11 protein-coding genes are annotated in these 17555 nt (G+C 65.3%); 7 read left to right on the forward strand and 4 right to left on the reverse strand.

The features are described from left to right. Positions 1 to 131: 131 nt before the first annotated feature. The 3 genes from TZ53_RS16940 to TZ53_RS16950 are packed head-to-tail and all read left to right on the forward strand — an operon-like array spanning position 132 to position 2661. Positions 132 to 875 (forward strand): hypothetical protein, encoded by a 744-nt coding sequence (locus TZ53_RS16940; RefSeq protein WP_025548071.1) that lies wholly within the window; start codon positions 132 to 134, stop codon positions 873 to 875. Next, positions 872 to 2032 (forward strand): M48 family metallopeptidase, encoded by a 1161-nt coding sequence (locus tag TZ53_RS16945; protein WP_044662043.1) that lies wholly within the window; start codon positions 872 to 874, stop codon positions 2030 to 2032. Before TZ53_RS16940 ends, TZ53_RS16945 begins: the two co-directional genes overlap by 4 nt. Positions 2033 to 2040: 8 nt before the next feature. Further along, a complete protein-coding gene (locus tag TZ53_RS16950; RefSeq protein ID WP_044662044.1) occupies positions 2041 to 2661 on the forward strand; it encodes a hypothetical protein in 621 nt (206 codons plus the stop codon). 148 nt (positions 2662 to 2809) lie between these two features. Here TZ53_RS16950 and TZ53_RS16955 read toward each other — a convergent pair whose 3' ends face one another. The 4 genes from TZ53_RS16955 to TZ53_RS16970 form a co-directional block, all read right to left on the reverse strand. Then, positions 2810 to 6019, reverse strand: a complete 3210-nt coding sequence (locus tag TZ53_RS16955; RefSeq protein WP_044662045.1) for an autotransporter outer membrane beta-barrel domain-containing protein — start codon at positions 6017 to 6019, stop codon at positions 2810 to 2812. A gap of 102 nt (positions 6020 to 6121) precedes the next feature. Next, positions 6122 to 8569, reverse strand: a complete 2448-nt coding sequence (locus TZ53_RS16960; protein WP_044662046.1) for a TonB-dependent receptor domain-containing protein — start codon at positions 8567 to 8569, stop codon at positions 6122 to 6124. Continuing rightward, positions 8553 to 9485: a FecR family protein gene (locus TZ53_RS16965; RefSeq protein WP_044663113.1), complete on the reverse strand. Its 933-nt coding sequence runs from the start codon at positions 9483 to 9485 to the stop codon at positions 8553 to 8555. The genes TZ53_RS16960 and TZ53_RS16965 overlap by 17 nt, the downstream gene beginning before the upstream one ends. 55 nt (positions 9486 to 9540) lie before the next feature. Next, positions 9541 to 10053, reverse strand: coding sequence for an RNA polymerase sigma factor (locus tag TZ53_RS16970; RefSeq protein WP_044662047.1), 513 nt, complete (start codon positions 10051 to 10053; stop codon positions 9541 to 9543). Between the two features lie 236 nt (positions 10054 to 10289). Here TZ53_RS16970 and TZ53_RS16975 point away from each other — a divergent pair, with 236 nt between their 5' ends. From TZ53_RS16975 to glgC, 4 genes are all read left to right on the forward strand, one after another. Further along, positions 10290 to 11495, forward strand: coding sequence for a serine hydrolase domain-containing protein (locus tag TZ53_RS16975; protein ID WP_044662048.1), 1206 nt, complete (start codon positions 10290 to 10292; stop codon positions 11493 to 11495). An 88-nt stretch (positions 11496 to 11583) separates the two neighbouring features. Next, positions 11584 to 14052, forward strand: a complete 2469-nt coding sequence (locus TZ53_RS16980) for a glycogen/starch/alpha-glucan phosphorylase (protein ID WP_044662049.1) — start codon at positions 11584 to 11586, stop codon at positions 14050 to 14052. A gap of 18 nt (positions 14053 to 14070) precedes the next feature. Beyond that, positions 14071 to 16233, forward strand: a complete 2163-nt coding sequence (gene glgB / locus TZ53_RS16985; protein WP_044662050.1) for a 1,4-alpha-glucan branching protein GlgB — start codon at positions 14071 to 14073, stop codon at positions 16231 to 16233. Between the two features lie 50 nt (positions 16234 to 16283). Beyond that, a complete protein-coding gene (gene glgC, locus TZ53_RS16990; RefSeq protein ID WP_025548086.1) occupies positions 16284 to 17543 on the forward strand; it encodes a glucose-1-phosphate adenylyltransferase in 1260 nt (419 codons plus the stop codon). Positions 17544 to 17555: the final 12 nt, after the last annotated feature.

Raw genomic sequence — 17555 nt, forward strand, 5'->3', positions numbered from 1 at the left:
TTGGTCCATTATGAACGATGTCTGTTCCAGCAGACATCGTTCGATCTGTACCTAAGATGTTCTCTTTGCTAAGCCCTTGAGCAACAGCCGCCATGAGTCGGGGGACTTGGCTGTGTGCAGGGGGAACATTCATGCGATTTGCGTTCGGCCACGCCATTTTGTGCCTTTTGCTCGGCTGCCTGTCGCCGGCCGTCATGGCGCAGGAAAAGTCCGCCGTACGGCAGGGCTTCCTGCTCGATCCGAATTCGACCAAAATCCTGTTGTTCAGGCCCAGGGTGACCGTTGGGAGCCAGTCGACCGCGGGCATGTTCGAACCCAATGCCGACTGGACGCAACAGGCGCGGGACAATCTGGATCTGGCCCTGGCGGAAGCGCAGCAGCGTCTGGGCAATGAGATTGTCGGTTCGGCCGATCCTGTGGGACAGCAGGCCGAAAGCTTGGCCGAATATCAGTCGCTCTTCGGCATCGTCGCGCAATCGGTGATCGAATTTCAGTTCTTCCCCGGCAATCGATTGCCAACGAAGAAGCGCGAAGGCGCGGCGTTCGACTGGACGCTGGGGCCCGGCGTATCCGCGCTCGCCGCCCGCTCGGGCGCGCGCTATGGGCTGTTCATCTTTACGGAGGACCAGTTCGGATCGACCGGACGGAAGATTTTCCAGCTGTTCGCGGCCATGGGCGGCGTCGGCATCACCTCCGGCCAGCATAAGGGCTTTGCAGGTCTGGTGGACCTTGCGAGCGGGGACCTGCTCTGGCTCAATGCGGACCTGCAGATGGGCGGCGATGTCCGGACCATGGAGGGCGCCCGCCGCCGCGTAACGCAGTTGCTGGAGGATTTCCCCGGCAGCACCCCCAGCCTTGCCGCTGCCGCCCAATGACGGGCGCGTTGCTGAGGGCAATGGCGCTGCTGGCCTTGACTCTGCCGGTGGCGGCGGCGGCGGCCCGCGGGCCCGCCGATCTCCCGCCCTACGGCCAGGCCTATCAGCCGCAAGGGACGGACGAGCGTGGCCTGTGGATGCTGGCCGATGAGGATGAGCGGGAACTGCGCGACTCCAAATTCCTCATCGACGATCCGGCCCTGCAGGCCTATGTGGCTGGCGTCCTGTGCCGGGCTGTGGGTCAGGACCGATGTCGGGGCGTGCGCATCTATCTGGTCCGGGTCGCATCCTTCAACGCCAATATGGCCCCCAACGGCACGATGCAGGTCTGGAGCGGGCTCCTGCTGCGGGTTCGAAGCGAGGCGGAACTGGCGGCGGTACTTGGCCATGAGTTCGCTCATTTCGAGCTGCGACACAGCCTTTCAGGCTTCCGGAGGCAACGTTCAGCGACCGACATCGCCGCCTGGGCGGCCTTTCTGGGTCAATATGGCGCGACCGTGCAGCAGGCGGCGGTCGGCTCATTCTTCCAGTTCAACCGCGATCAGGAAAAACAGGCCGACCTGCTCTCGCTCAAATATGCGATCCAGTCCCCTTATTCGGCGCAGGCGGCGGCGCATGTCTGGCAGCGGCTCATGGATGAGGCGGATGCGACCGCGCTGGGGCGCAAACAGCGCAGCCAACGCTATGATCGTGTCGCCTTCTTCTCCACCCATCCGACCAATCTCGATCGCGCGACCTATCTCGCGGCGCTGTCCGCCGATGTCGCGGCCAAGCCGGAGGGCGCGGAAAGCTATTCGGCGGCGCTTGCCAAATGGCTGCCGGATTTTCTGTCCGACCAGATGAAGCTCAACGATTTCGGCGGTACGGAATATCTGTTGTCGTCGCTGGCGGGGGAGCATTGGACCGCGCCCCTGCTGTTCGCGCGGGCCGAACTGTACCGCCAGCGCGGCAATCCGCGCGATCTGGCGGCGGCGGCCGATTTCTACCGATCGGCGCTCGCGGCGGACCCCGGCCTGGCGGAGGGCTGGCGCGGATTGGGTCTGTGCCTGATGCGCAACCGTCAGCGGACCGAAGGCGCGGATGCGCTCAAGAATTACATCCGGCTGCGTCCCCAGGCGGCCGATATTCCCATGCTCCAGACGATGACCGGCGAATAGGATTTCTCATGGCGAAACGAATTTCATCTTTTCTGGCCGTGATCTGCACGGTTCTGGCGGCGCAGCCGCTGATGGCCGGCAATGCCCTGATGCCGGCGGGGACGTCCGTTGCCGTGGCCAAATCGACCCTGACCGTCACGCCGGACCGGGAGTGGAACCGCCTGTCCGCCCGTCCGGGCCGCAATTCGGAGACATGGACGCTGGACGGTGACGATCTGAACGGCGTCAATTTCTACAGTATCGAAACCGGGCGGACCTTGTTTCGGGAGGTGAGCAGGAAGACCAGGCCGCTGCCGCGCTTTTCCTCGACCATGTTGCTGACCGATATTCCTGCGCTGCTGGAAAATAGTTATCGCATCGCGCTTGGGACGACGCTCTTTTCGATGACCGCCATCGAGCCTGCGACATTTCTGGGCGAAAAGGGCGTGCGCTTTTCCTACAGTTTCCGAAAGCAGATGGAGGATGTGTCGCGCAGCGGCGAAGCGGTGGGCGCCATCGTCAAGGGCAGGCTGTACCTGGTGACGTTCGATGCGCCGGCCATTCTCTATTTCGATCGGGACGTTCCAGCCTTTCGACAGATATGGTCCTCGGCCCGCCTCGAAACCCCTCCCGCTCTTGCGCGGCGCTGACGGGGGATAGCGAAAAGGGGCGCTGCCGGGGGAAGGCAGCGCCCCTTCCTTTACAGCCATGACACCGTTGGGAACCGGCTCATGTCATGGCGGATCGGCGGGCCGGGAGGGTCTGTGGGGTGTGGCCCGCCAATTCACTGCTAGGACGTCACAGGATGAAGTTAACCGTCGCCCGGAGGGAGAGGGCGACATGATTTTGTTGTTCCTCCGCCCCGAATTCGCCGCCGACGCGGAAAGTTTCGGTGCCGCCGATCAGCCGGGCGCGGCCGGTCCACCCGCTGGTGCGCTTGTCCGAGACCAGGGTGAAGTCCTCGCCACCGGCGAAATGGGCGGTGGTGTCGCCCAGTGATCCGCCGATGATCTGGCGCCGTCCACCCTCCAGCTCGAACCGCATCCAGCCATCCTCCCGATTGAGGCTGCCGAAATCGTAACCGACGGTGACATTGCCGCTGGCGGTCAATTCGTCGCTGGTGCGGCCGTCGACGATCAGGTCAAAGGCAGCGCCGCCGCCCGTCTCGCCATAGCCGTCTTCCTTCAGGCGGTAATAATCGATGCTTGCCGCCGGACGCAGGGTGAAGCGGTTGAAGCGCATCTCATAGGAGCCACCCGCCGTTGCGGAGTAAAGCTTGCCCGACCAGTCGCCATCCGCCGTGCGCACGACATCGCCGGATTCGAAATGGCGGCTGCCCCGGAAATCCACATGGGCCGCCGACAAGCGGGCATAGGTCTGGAGCGGGCCGAAATCGCCCCGCCAGTGCGCCGCCAGTTCGAACTGGTCGGAATCCACCGCATTGTCGGTGCTGCCCGAAGAGTCGCTGCCATGGATATAGGCGAAGGATGCGCCCAGGGCGCCGATCCCAGTCAGATATTCGGCGCCGAAGCTCGCCCCCCAGCCGTTGATGTCGTAGGATGCGGTGTCGCCCACGCTCTTGGAACTGCCGAACGCCACCTGTTGCAGCCAGAAGCCCAGACGCCCGTCAGCCGTGCGGTAGATGCCGCCCGGATCGCCAAGGATGCGGGCGGTCGCGCGCGAACCGGCGGTCACCGCCTCGAACGTGCCGCCGGCATGGTCGGGCAGCATCTGTTGCAGATTGGCCTTCAGCGTGTCGCCGTCGGTGATGGCAAGATAGCTGCCCGCAACGGCGCTGTCCTTGTCCAGCGCGTTGAAGATCGCGTCATAGGCTCGCGCCTGCGACCCGGTAAGGCCGAGTTCGGATACGGTCTTGGCCGCGATCGACAGCGTCACTTCCCCCGTCGCGGCGTTGCTGGCGATGGCGCCCTTGAACATATAGGGGATCAGCGTCGTGCTGGAGAGGGCGGGCGTGCCGCTCAACGATCCGGCGCGGACGATGACATAATCGCCCTCCGAACCGGCCACGCTGGTCAGGGTCGCCTTGACCTGCGATCCGCTGGCGAAGCTTGCGGCCCCCGCGACATTGTAGAGCGTGTTGGTGCCATTGGCCGTGTCGACCGTCACGCCGATGACGGAGGACCCGCCCACTGACAGCGAGGCGAGCGCGACCGTGCCCTTGTTGCCGGCGTTGAGGGTGCCGCCATTCATCACGACGGCGGTATTGCCGGCATTGCTGATCGCGCCGTTGAGAGTGGCGGTGCCGGAAAGGGTCAGCGTCGAGGCGCCGCCGCCGAAATCCACGCCGCCATTGATCTGCGCGCTTTCCGCCAGGCCAAGGCTGGAACCGTTCCCGCCCAGCGCCACATTACCCGTCAGGGTGGAGGAGCCGGACAGCGCCAGGCGGTTGCTGCCGCCGCCCAGGTCGACATTGCCCGCAATGCTGCCGGCGGAGATCGTCACGACGTCATTGCCCGATCCCAGCCGCACGTCGCCCGTGATCTTCGGCGCGCTTGCCGTGGCGGAGGCAAGCGACTGGGTCAGGGCGACGCCGTTGCCATTGGCGGTCATATCGATGGCGACGTTCGATCCGCTCTTGCCTCCAGTCGCAGAGATGGTGCCGGTGTTGGACAGGGACGACACCGTGCCGGAAGAATCGAGGATGGCGATGGCAGCGCCATCCTTGCTGCTGAGCGCCGTGGCGGAAATGGCGCCGCTGTTCACGATGGCGCGGCCCGTCGCGCCTGCGTCGATCACCAGCGCGCGTGCCGACGTGCCGGCGATGCTGGAGCCGGTCGCGCTCACCGCCCCGCCGATCTGGAGGGTGTCGGCCGTGGCGCCGCTGCCCAAACGAATGGCCGTCGCATTACTGTCATAGGATGTGGCGCCGACCGATCCCGACACCAGCAGGCCCTTGGTCAGGGTGACATTGCCGCCCAGCCCGCCAATGGCGAGGCCGCTGGCGCTGACGCCGTCATAGACGCCATATCCGGCAATCGATCCCTTGACGATCAGGCCATAGCCCGAACTGTCCGCAGCCACCGGACCGATGGTCGTGGCCGCCGTGGCCGAACCGATCCGCACGGCAGCGGCGGAGCCATAGGTGATGATCGCGGCGGACCCTTCGCTGGCGTCGGTCAGCCCGTCATTGTCGACATCCGGCTTGGTGCTGTCCAGCGTCGGTGGAATGTCGAAGATGACGCCGCCCGTGACATTGCCGGCGATCGTCACGGCCGATCCGCCCTGGAGCAGATCGTCCGCATCCAGCTTGGAAGCGTCGCTCGGACGCGAAGTATAACGATAACCGGTGCTGGTGATCGTGCCCTGGATCTTGACCGCTCCGGTCACGTCCCCTTGCAGGGCAAGGCCGGTGCTGTTGGCGCCCGTGACGGCTGTCGTTCCGCGGATGGTGACATTGCCGGTGACCGCATTGGCCAGCACGCCATAGCCATTGTCGCCCACTACGCTGGTGGAGCCGCTGGTCGACAGATTGCCGGTCAGCGACGCGTCGATGCGGATGCCGGCGGACTGATTGCCTTCGATGGTGATGGTGCCGCTGCTGTCGATATTGCCCATATGCGCCGCGCCCGGCTGGACCCAGATGCCATTGCGGTTCGAACCCTTGGCGAAGGGGCCGTCCAGGTCGCCGTCCTTGTCGTCGTCGGTGGGGGTATAGTCCTCGTCCAGCGTGATCGTGCCGCTATGGGTGATGTTGCCGCTGGTGCCCGCCGCCGCGCGAATGCCGGTCGCGCCGTCCGCGCCGGAAATCTTGAGCGTGCCGGCATTGCTGACCTTGTTGTTGCTGTCCTGGGTGATGGCGGTGCCGCCGGTCAGCGTGATCGATCCAGCGGAACTGACCGTGACGTCATCCGCGGCGCCATTGGCGACGGTGGAGGTGCGGACGGCGGTGGTGGTGGAAGAACCGATGGTGGTTTCCGCCGCCGCATCGGCCACCGTCAGGGCGGCCAGAACGGGAGCGATGGCCGTGCAGGCCAGTAGATTGCGCATGATGTCTCCTCTGCGTGCCGCGCCTCTTTCCGATGAGCGCGCATGCGGCGAAGACGGCGCGGGAACGCCTGTCCCGTCAGTTAAAAATAATGCGATGCAGGATCAGAAGGCGAAATCCAGGCCAAGCCGGACAGTGCGCGGACGCAGCGGCGTCACATAATCCCCGCTAAGGTCGAAGGGCGTGCCCAGCGAGAAGCGGTTGCCGCTGCTGTCGAGCAGGTTGGTGAGGGAGAGCGACCATTGCACCGTCCCATGGGTCAGCGCCGCGCTGAGCGCCGTGTCCACATAGTCGCCCTGTTCCCGGCCCAATATCGGCCCCACGCCCAGGCGCGACTTGCCGACATAGCGGGCCGATCCGCTGAGTTGGAGCCGCATGTCCCCTCCCATCGGCGCGCGATAGTCGAAGCCGACGCGGCCGCCCCAATTGGCGACATTGGGCAGGCTCAAGGACTGCCCCTCATAGGAGAGCAAGCGCAGGAATTGCGCCGGGCGGCTGAGGCGGCTGTCATTGTAGATGATGCTGCCGTCCAGCGTCAGCCGCGACGCGGGGCGGACGGCGACGCGCCCCTCCACCGTATAGATGCGCCCGTCCCCGATATTGGCGGTGGTGGGAATGCCGATCCGGTCGGTGACGTCGGCCTGGATGTCCCGCCATCTGGTATAGGCGACATTGCCCGTGACCGCGACCGGATCGATGCCCGGAATGCCCCTGCGGAAGCCCAGTTCCACCGTGGAGGCGCGGTCGTTGCGGAACCGCTGGATATGCTGGTCGTCGACAGCCAGCCCGCCGGGACGGAAACCCTGCTGGAACCGGGCATAGACGGTCGTCCCGGGCAAGGCGTCGGTCAGCAGGGAGAAGGAGGGGAGGAAGATCGTCTCGCTCCGGTTCGCCTGCGCCTCCGCGCGTGCGATGGCGGCAAGGGACAAGAGGGCGATGGGGTCCAGCACCTCGCCGGTCAGGCGGCTGTTGGTCAGTCGGCCGCCCACCGTGGCGATCAGGCCGCGCATGGGTTCGAACGACGCTTCGCCGAAGAGCGTCGCCTCGCGGATGCGGTTGTGCACGCCGGTCGAGGTCGCGGCCATGCCCCGCCCGTACATCGGCACGCCGGGAATGACCTGCGGCTGCATCAGGGCCGTTCCATAGGAGGTCAGCGAACGCTGAATATCCGACGTGCTTTCCAGATAGGATGCGCCCAATATCCAGCCCAGGCCATTGTCCAGGTCGCGGACGATGCGGTTTTCGGTCGAGAAGATGTCGACCTTGTTCCTTTGCCGGAACAGGGCGGCGGGCGCGTCCGCCCCGGCCATCTCATAAGGCGTCGCATCATAGCTTTCCGTCAATATGTTGCGCACGAAGCCGGTGGAGGAGACGAAGCGCAGATCGTCCCATTGCCGCTCCACCCGCAGATTGGCGAGCGCATAGTCGGACGAATAGGGCTGGGCGACGGCGGAAGCGCGCTTGAGGTCGCCTATCGCCTTCGCGGCATATTGCGCATCGTCGCCCTCGATCCGCTGGAAGACCCCGGTGAGGTCGATGGTCCAGTTCTCGTCCGGCGCGAAACGGAGCGCGGCGCGGCCGCCATAGGTGCGGATGCGGTTGACGTCATGCCTGTCGCGCAGGACATCGTCGATATAGCCGCCGTCCTGCACGCCATAGCCGACGATGCGCAGCGCGATCTTCTCCGTCACGACCGGCAGGTTGATCGTCGCGGCCAGGTCGCCGCCCGGATCGCCATGCTGCGTCGCGCTGAGCCCGGCGGAGACCTGCCCGCCGGCGCGCACCAGGTTGGGCGCATTGGGGATCATGCGCACGATGCCGCCCAGCGATCCCGCGCCATATAGCGTGCCTTGCGGCCCTTCCAGCACCTCCACGCCCTGCATGTCGTAGAGCCGGAGGTCCGGGTCCGGCGCGGCGTAGTTGAGGCGCATGTCGCCCAGATATTGTCCCGTCGTCGCCTGGGTCGGTCCGGCAACGCCGGAGTCCGCGATGGCGCGGATGAACAGCTTGTTGCGGCCCGTGCCCGCATGGGTGGAGCTGAGGCTCGCCACGCGGAAGATCAGGCTGGCGGTGCCGCCGGCCGCCTCCCCGGCGGTGAAGGCGTCGTCGCCCACCACATCGACCATCCCGGCATAGCGGGGAAGCGGGGTGTCGCGCTTGGATGCGGTGACGATGATCTCGGCCGGTTCGGGCGCGGCTTGCGGAGCGGGTTGGGCGATGCGGGCGCGGGGCTGCTCGCGCACCACCGCCGGCGTCCGGACGATCCGCCAGGTGGTCGCGTCGATACGCCGGATGCTGGCGCCGCTGCCCTTGACCAGCCGCTTGAGCGCGGCTTCCACCGACAGGCGTCCCTCCACGGCGGGAGTGGCCACGCCCGCCAGCGACTGGTCCGACATGCCGATGCTGGCCCCGGTCTGGCGGCCGAGCGCTATCACCGCCTCGCCCAGCCGTCCGGGGGCGATGCTGATCTGCTGTCTTTCCGCCGCTTGCCCAGGCGAAGCGGCCATCATGGCGAGGGCGGTGACGAACAGGACGTCAGCGTGGCGGGCCATCCCCCTCCCTCAACAGCCAGCCGTCGCCCTGCCTGACGGCGCTGAGGCCCATCAGCGGCGCTGCCTGGCCAAAGAAGCGCGCCGGGTCGCGGTGCAGGCGGATCGTTCCGGTGAAGCGCATCGTCCCCGCGCCGGGGGTGGCGGTGAGCCGGACGCCCAGTGAGCGGGCGATGTCGGCGCTGATCTGCGTCACCGGGGCGTTCGCATAGGTGAGGCGGCCCTGACGCCAGCTTGCGACGGCGTCGGTGGCGACGTCCATGACGCGCAGGCCGTTCTCATCCTCCATCAGCGCGCGGCCGGCGGGCAGGGCGATGGCTTCCGCCTTCGGATTGTAGATGACCTCGCCCTCCGACACGCCGATGCGGGTCGCATTGCCGGCGCGGACGATGTTGAAGACGGTGCCCGCATCCTCGAACAGCGCGTCGCCCACGGTGACGCGGAAGGGATTGGCGGCGTCATGCCGGACGGTGAAGGCGGCCTCGCCGCTGTCGAGCGCCGCGAAGCGCGCGTCATGCCGGTCGAAGCGCATGGTCGTGCCGCCGTTCAGTTCGACGCGGGTGCCCTCGTCCAGCGCGACGGTGCGGGTTTCGCCGGGCCTGGTCGTGACGGTGTAGATGTCGCTGCGGTTCCACATACCGACCGATATGGCCGCCACCAGCGCCGCCGCCACCGCCCCGCCGCCGATCAGCGATCGGGACCAGCGCCAGCCGCGCTCGCCCGCATCATTGGCCGGAGCGGCCATGGTCACGGGCTCCGTTGGAACGATCTCTGCCAGATCGGCATCCGCCGCCATCAATGCATCATAGGCGGGCGCATGCACGGGATCGGCCTCCAGCCATGCGGTGAAGGCTTCCCAATCGGCAAATTCGGGATCGCGCGTGCGGATGACCCATCCGAGCGCCTCCTCGTTCATCATGGCTTCAGCCCTGTTCATGTCAGCCCCTCATCTGAGCCAGACGCCGCCGCCTTCCTCATTCCGTATCCATTTTCTGCTTGAGGGCGATCATGGCGCGATAGGCCTTTTGCAGATCCTTCTCCACGGTGGTGAGGCTGACGCCCAGTTCCTCCGCGATCAGCCTTTGCCCGACGCCCTCCAGGCGGAAGCGCCGGAACACCAGCTCGACGCGCGGCCCCAGGGATTGCAGCACGGCGCGCGCCTCCTCCAGCCGTTCGTTCAGGATCAGCCGTTCGTCCACGGCGATGTCCTCCGACGGGTCGGCCATCACGCCGCCCGCACCCTCCGCCCAATCCTGCTCGCGCCGTTCGCGGCGGGTGGCGGAACGATAGCGGTCCAGCATCAGGTTGTTCGCCATGCGGTAGAGATAGGGCAGGGGATCGGCAATCGGCCCCAGATCCTTCTCCTCCAGCTTCATCCACATGTCCTGCAACAGATCCTCGGACTCGTCGCCCGCGCCGCGCGCGCGCAGGAACCGCAGCAGGGCGGGCCGGTTGTTCAGGAAGATGGCGGATAGGCCGGTAGCCATGAAGAGCTTGCGTCCAGTGGGATCAGGCGGTTGCCATAATGGGCCGATGAAGGCGTTGCAACGGGCAAGCGGCCCATGGGATATTGCCATTTACCTCCGGCCATGCCTGATCGGGAGCATTTCCGGATTGACCGTTTGAGGTCGGCGGCTCGGAAAATGCGGCATCGAAAGACAAGAGCATTTTCCCTCATGGTGAAATTGCTCTAGGGGCAGCGGGCAGGCCGGCAGGAGGATCGATGCAGCTTATCGGGCAGGTGGATGTGGAGGCGGCGCGGGCATCCGGCATGGATGCCGGGAAATTGCAGGCGCAGGCCGCCTTCGTTCATGAACGCTATGTCGTCCCGGGCAAGCTGCCCCATATGCAATGGCTCCTTTCGCGTGACGAACGACCCATCGTCTCGGTCCGCAGCGGTGCCGCACGCGCGACCGGCGAGCCGCTTGGGGATAACGCCCTTTACCGCATCGCCTCCATGACCAAGCCGGTGACCTCGGTCGCCTTCATGATGCTGGTGGAGCAGGGGCTGGTGGCGCTGGACGATCCGGTGACGAAGATATTGCCGGAATTCGCCGATCTCGCCGTCGGGGCCGATGGGGCGGATCGGATGCGCCGCCCGATGCTGATGATCGACCTGCTGCGGCACACATCGGGCCTCACTTATGGTTTGCAGCGGCAGACGGCCATCGACGCGCGTTACCGTGAACTCGGCCTCGACGAGTTCCAGCAGAAACGCAGTTCCGACGAATTCATCGCCGCGCTGGCCGCGCTGCCGCTGGAATTCTCGCCGGGTGAGCGGTGGAATTATTCGGTGTCCACCGATGTGCTGGGCGTCGTGGTGGAGCGGCTGAGCGGCCTCGACCTGGAGCGATTTTTCCGCGAGCGCATCTTCGATCCGCTGGGCATGCCGGACACATTCTTCGAATTGCCGGAGGATCGCGCCGGGCGGATGACGGACGCCTGGCAATGGGCGCAGGACGGCACGCTGTCGCTCTACGACCGGGGCGAACGCAGCGGGTGGCGCCGGCCGCTCAAGCTGCGTTCGGGGGGCGGGGGCCTCATCTCCTGCACGGCGGATTATCATCGCTTCGCCCGCATGTTGCTGCGCGGCGGCGAACTGGACGGCGTGCGGCTGCTGAAGCCGGAAACGGTCGCGGCGATGCATGCCAATCATCTGCCGGGCGGGGGCGATCTCGCCAGCCTGTCCTCCTCCATGTTCAGCGAGGCGGATTATGCGGGCGTGGGCTTCGGCCTCGGCTTCGCGACCGATCTCAGGACGCAGGAATATTATTGGGGCGGCGTGTTCTCGACATTCTTCTTCATCGATCCGGTGGAGCGGCTGATCGGCATTTTCATGACCCAGCATTTTCCCTCAAGCATCCATCCGGTCCGTCGCGAGTTGAGGCAGGGTGTTCGCCATGCCATCATCGAGAGCCGCGCCGATTAATTGCTGCGCTGCAAAATTTGCTGTTGGCGAGCCTCGGGACGGCGTGCCATCATCGCGCCCGGACTCGAAGGCGAAAAGGGGCACGTTTATGAACCTGAAAGGCCAACCCACCCTCCCGAAGCCCGCTCCCCGGCAGGTCGATCCGGAGGTCCTTGCCCATGAGATCGTAGAGCGGCTGACCTACCGGATCGGCAAGAACGCCACCGCCGCGAAGCCGCACGACTGGCTGCATGCGGTGATCCTCGCCATTCGCGACCGGGTGATCGATGCATGGATCGCCTCGACGGAGAAAACCTATGAGGAGCAGGGACGGCGGGTCTATTATCTGAGCCTGGAGTTCCTGATCGGGCGGTTGATGCGCGACGCGGCGTCCAACATGGAGATGCTGGACGACATGCAGGCGGCATTGAGTTCGCTGGGCGTCGACATCGACATCATCGCCGCGCTGGAGCCGGATGCCGCGCTGGGCAATGGCGGCCTGGGGCGGCTGGCGGCCTGCTTCATGGAGAGCATGGCGACGGTGGACGTGCCCGCCTATGGCTATGGCATACGCTATGTGAACGGCATGTTCCGGCAGGAGATTTCGGACGGCTGGCAGGTGGAATTGCCTGAAACCTGGCTGACCCACGGCAATCCCTGGGAATTCGAACGGCGCGAGGCGAGCTACGAGATCGGCTTTGGCGGCCGGGTCGACCCGTCGGAAAATGAGGACGCCAGCCCGCACCAGATGCGCTGGCGGCCGGCCGAGCGCGTCATCGCCACGCCTTATGACACCCCCATTGCGGGTTGGCGCGGGAAGCGCGTCAATACGCTGCGCCTGTGGGAAGCGCAGCCGATCGACCCGATCCTGCTCGACCGCTTCAATGCGGGCGACCATCTGGGCGCGCTGACGGAGAGCAATCGGGCGGAGGCGCTCACGCGCGTCCTTTACCCCGCCGACAGTTCGCCCGCGGGGCAGGAATTGCGGCTGCGGCAGGAATATTTCTTCTCCTCCGCGTCGCTGCAGGACGTCGTCCGGCGGCATATCCAATATTTCGGCGACATCCGCACCCTGCCGGAAAAGGCGGCGATCCAGCTCAACGACACCCATCCGGCCGTCGCCGTGGCGGAGTTGATGCGGATACTCCTCGACAATCACGGCGTCGATTTTGACGAGGCGTGGGACATCACCCGCCGGACGTTCAGCTACACCAATCACACGCTGCTGCCCGAAGCGCTGGAAAGCTGGCCCGTGCCGCTGTTCGAACGGCTGCTGCCCCGGCATATGCAGATCGTCTATGCGGTGAACAGCCGCCTGTTGGGGGAGGCGCGGCGATCCGGCCAGTTCGACGACCGGGCCATCGGCACCATCTCCCTGATCGACGAGGGGGGAGAGCGGCGGGTGCGCATGGGCAATCTGGCCTTTGCCGGATCGCACAGCGTCAACGGCGTGTCGGCGCTGCACACCGAATTGATGAAGGAAACGGTGTTCGCCGACTTCCACCGGCTCTACCCGGCGCGGATCAACAACAAGACCAATGGCGTCACCTTCCGCCGCTGGCTGATGCAGTGCAATCACGGGCTGTTCGAGTTGATCAGGGAAGCGATCGGGGACCGCTTCATGGACGATCCCGAAGCGCTGCGGGAACTGGATCGTTTCGCCGACGACAGTGCGTTCCAGCAAAAATTCCTGGCCGTCAAACGCGCCAACAAGGTCGCTCTGGCCGATCTGCTGCGCCAGCGGGTCAACGCCCGGATCGATCCTTCGGCCCTGTTCGACATCCAGATCAAGCGCATCCACGAATATAAGCGGCAGTTGCTCAACATCATCGAGGCGGTGTCGCTCTACGACCAGATAAGGTCGCATCCGGAAAAGGATTGGGTGCCCCGCGTCAAGCTGTTCGGCGGCAAGGCGGCGCCCAGCTATCACAATGCCAAGCTGATCATCAAGCTGGCGGGCGACGTGGCGCGGGCGGTCAATCACGACCCGGCGGTGCAGGGCCTGCTGAAGGTGCAGTTCGTGCCCAATTACAATGTGTCGCTGGCGGAAATGATGATCCCGGCCGCCGACCTGTCCGAACAGATTTCGACCGCTGGCATGGAAGCGTCGGGCACCGGCAACATGAAGTTCGCGGTCAACGGCGCGCTCACCATCGGCACGCTCGACGGCGCCAATGTGGAGATGCGCGACCATGTGGGGGAGGAGAATATCGTGATCTTCGGCCTCACCGCCGCCCAGGTGAACGAACGGCGCGCCCATGGCTACGACCCGCGCGAGGTGATCGGCCAGAGCCGCGAGCTGGGCCAGGCGCTGGATGCGATCGCGAGCGGCGTCTTTTCCCCCGACGATCCGGGACGGTACAGGGATCTGGTGCAGGGCATCTACGATCATGACTGGTTCATGGTCGCGGCCGATTTCGACAGCTATTCGGCCGCGCAGCGCAGGGTTGACGGGATATGGCAGGACCAGACGCTGTGGGCGCGCAAGGCGATCCACAATGTCGCGCGCATGGGCTGGTTTTCGTCCGACCGCACGATCAGGGAATATGCGACGGACATCTGGAAGGTGCCGGTTTGACGCGAGGCCGGAACTAGCGTGGGCTTGACCCCGGAACAGATCGCCCGCCTGCTGGAGGGGCGGGAGGACGATCCGTTCGCGACGCTTGGCGTCCATCCGGCGGAAAAGGGCTTCACCGCCTGCGTCTTCCTGCCCGATGCGGTGAGGGTCGATGCCTATAGGCTGGACGGCAAGGCCGCAGGCGCGCTGGACCGGGTCCATCCGGCAGGGCTGTTCTTCGGCAAGGTTGCCCTGCGCAAGCGCCAGCCCCTGCGCTATCGGGCGACCTATGCCGATGGCGGCGAATATACGCTGATCGATCCCTACAGCTTCGGCCCGGTGCTGGGGCCGATGGACGATTATTATTTTGCCGAAGGGTCTCATGCCCGGCTGTTCGACAAGATGGGCGCGCACCTCATCACCCATGAAGGGGTGGGGGGCACGCATTTCGCGGTCTGGGCGCCCAATGCGCAGCGGGTGTCGGTGGTGGGCGACTTCAACCGCTGGGACGGACGCCGGGCGCCGATGCGGCGGCGGCAGGATGCGGGAATATGGGAAATCTTCCTGCCCGAAGTGGGGGTGGGCAGCGCCTATAAATATGAGATTGTCGGGCCTGACGGGACGGTCCTGCCGCTGAAGGCCGATCCCTTCGCCTTCCGCTCCGAACTGCGGCCCGCCACGGCCTCCATCGTGGCGGCGGTGCCCGACCATGACTGGGGCGATGAGCGCCACCGCGACTATTGGCAAAGGGCCGATCCGCGCCGCGAACCCATTTCCGTCTATGAGGTGCACGCCGGTTCATGGCAGCGCGACGATGATGGAAATTTCCTGAGTTGGGATGACCTTGCCCACCGGCTGATCCCCTATGTGGTCGGCATGGGCTTCACCCATATCGAATTCCTGCCGATCAGCGAATTTCCCTATGATCCTAGCTGGGGCTATCAGACCACGGGCCTTTACGCGCCGACCGCGCGCTTTGGCGATCCGGAAGGCTTTGCCCGCTTCGTCGACGGCGCGCACCGGGCGGGAGTGGGCGTGATCCTCGACTGGGTGCCCGCCCATTTCCCGACCGACGCCCACGGGCTGGCCCATTTCGACGGCACCGCCCTTTATGAACATGCCGATCCGCGCAAGGGCTTCCATCCCGACTGGAACACGGCGATCTACAATTTCGGCCGGCGGGAGGTGGCGCAATATCTGGTCAACAACGCCCTCTTCTGGGCGGAGCGCTACCATGTCGACGGGCTTCGCGTCGATGCCGTCGCCTCGATGCTCTACCTCGATTACAGCCGCAAGGAAGGGGAGTGGATTCCCAACAGCCAGGGCGGGCGGGAAAATGTGGAGGCGGTCGATTTCCTGCGGCAGATGAACAAGGCGCTCTACGGCACCCATGCCGGCGTCATGACCATTGCCGAGGAGTCGACGAGCTGGCCGAAAGTGTCCCACCCCGTCCATGAAGGGGGCCTGGGCTTCGGTTTCAAATGGAATATGGGCTTCATGCACGACACGCTGCGTTATCTGGCGCGCGATCCGGTGCACCGCGCCCATCATCATGACGACATCACCTTCGGCCTGCTCTACGCCTTTACGGAGAATTTCGTGCTGGCGCTCAGCCATGACGAGGTGGTGCATGGCAAGGCGTCCCTGCTGCACAAGATGCCGGGCGACGACTGGCAGAAATTCGCGACCCTGCGCGCCTATTACGCCATGATGTGGGGCTATCCGGGCAAGAAGCTGCTGTTCATGGGGCAGGAATTCGCGCAGCGGGCCGAATGGAGCGAGGCGCGGGCGCTCGACAGGCACCTGCTCGATCACGCGCCGCATCGGGGCGTGCAGTTGCTGGTGAGCGACCTCAACCGCCTCTATCGTTCTCGCCCGGCGCTGCATGCCCGCGATTGCGAGCCGGAGGGTTTCGAATGGGTGCTGGTCGACGCGGCGGCGGATTCGGTCTTCGCCTGGGTCCGTCGCGCGCCCGGCGTATCGCCCATCGTCGTCATCAGCCATTTCACGCCGACCTTGCGCCACGGCTACAGGATGCGCCTGCCCTCCGGCGGCCGCTGGCGCGAGATCATCAACAGCGATGCGGCGGATTATGGCGGCAGCGGCGCGGGAAATATGGGAATTGTCGTCGCGGATGAGGAAGGATGGGCCAATGTCACCATTCCGCCGCTTGGAACGTTGATGCTGGAACTGGACTATTGAAACCGACGGGCGGAAACCGAGCGCTCGCGAGCATGAAGGAGAAGAGGGCGATGCAGCCAAGACACCAGCCGATCGCCCGTGACGCCATGGCCTATGTTCTGGCCGGCGGCAGGGGCAGTCGCCTGGCCGAGTTGACCGACCGGCGCGCCAAGCCCGCGGTGCATTTCGGGGGCAAGGCGCGGATCATCGACTTCGCCCTTTCCAACGCGCTCAACAGCGGCATCAGGCGCATCGGCGTCGCGACGCAATATAAGGCGCATTCGCTGATCCGGCATCTGCAGCGCGGCTGGAACTTCTTCCGGACGGAGCGTAACGAGAGCTTCGACATCCTGCCCGCCAGCCAGCGCGTGTCGGAAAGCCAATGGTATGAGGGCACGGCCGATGCGGTGTTCCAGAATATCGACATCATCGAAAGCTATGCGCCGGAATATATGGTCATCCTGGCGGGCGACCATGTGTACAAGATGGACTATGAGCTGATGCTCCAGCAGCATGTCGACAGCGGCGCGGACGTCACCGTCGGCTGCATGGAGGTGCCGGTGAAGGAAGCCAGCGGCTTCGGCGTCATGCATGTGGACGAGCAGGACGTGATCACCGCCTTTGTCGAGAAGCCGAAGAACCCGCCGCACATTCCCGGCAGCCCGGGCATGGCGCTGGCGTCCATGGGCATCTATGTCTTCCGCACCGCCCTTTTGATCGAGGAACTGCGGCGCGATGCGGACGATCCGGACAGCAAGCGCGATTTCGGGGGCGACATCATCCCGCACATCGTCAAGCATGGCAAAGCCGTCGCTCACCGCTTCTCCAGCAGTTGCGTCCGCGCAGAGAGCGAACCTGTGCCCTATTGGCGCGACGTCGGCACCATCGACGCCTATTGGCAGGCCAATATCGACCTGACCGACGTGGTGCCCTCGCTCGACCTCTACGACCGGAGCTGGCCGCTCTGGACCTATTCCGAAGTCACCCCGCCGGCGAAATTCGTGCACAATGAGGAGGGACGGCGCGGTTCCGCCACATCCTCCCTGATCGCGGGCGGGTGCATCGTGTCGGGATCGTCGCTCCACCGCAGCCTGTTGTTCACCGGGGTGCGCACGCACAGCTTCTCGTCCGTGACGGAAAGCGTCATCATGCCCGACTGCGTGATCGGGCGCGGTGCGCGGCTGCACAAATGCGTGCTGGATTCAGGCGTGATCATCCCGCCCGGCCTGATCGTCGGAGAACATCCGGAGCATGACGCGCAGCGTTTCCGACGGACCGAAAGCGGCGTGACGCTGATCACCCAATATATGATCGAGCGGCTGGCGGACTGAAACTTGGGCGGG

The sequence above is a fragment of the Sphingobium sp. YBL2 genome (genome assembly GCF_000943805.1).
Classification (GTDB): domain Bacteria; phylum Pseudomonadota; class Alphaproteobacteria; order Sphingomonadales; family Sphingomonadaceae; genus Sphingobium; species Sphingobium fuliginis.

Coding starts and splice junctions, on each gene's coding strand:
- TZ53_RS16945 (WP_044662043.1), top strand. CDS start 872: ATGACGGGCGCGTTGCTGAGGGCAATGGCGCTGCTGGCCTTGACTCTG.
- TZ53_RS16955 (WP_044662045.1), bottom strand. CDS start 6,019: ATGCGCAATCTACTGGCCTGCACGGCCATCGCTCCCGTTCTGGCCGCC.
- TZ53_RS16975 (WP_044662048.1), top strand. CDS start 10,290: ATGCAGCTTATCGGGCAGGTGGATGTGGAGGCGGCGCGGGCATCCGGC.
- TZ53_RS16965 (WP_044663113.1), bottom strand. CDS start 9,485: ATGATGAACGAGGAGGCGCTCGGATGGGTCATCCGCACGCGCGATCCC.
- TZ53_RS16980 (WP_044662049.1), top strand. CDS start 11,584: ATGAACCTGAAAGGCCAACCCACCCTCCCGAAGCCCGCTCCCCGGCAG.
- TZ53_RS16960 (WP_044662046.1), bottom strand. CDS start 8,569: ATGGCCCGCCACGCTGACGTCCTGTTCGTCACCGCCCTCGCCATGATG.
- glgC (WP_025548086.1), top strand. CDS start 16,284: ATGCAGCCAAGACACCAGCCGATCGCCCGTGACGCCATGGCCTATGTT.
- TZ53_RS16950 (WP_044662044.1), top strand. CDS start 2,041: ATGGCGAAACGAATTTCATCTTTTCTGGCCGTGATCTGCACGGTTCTG.
- TZ53_RS16970 (WP_044662047.1), bottom strand. CDS start 10,053: ATGGCTACCGGCCTATCCGCCATCTTCCTGAACAACCGGCCCGCCCTG.
- TZ53_RS16940 (WP_025548071.1), top strand. CDS start 132: ATGCGATTTGCGTTCGGCCACGCCATTTTGTGCCTTTTGCTCGGCTGC.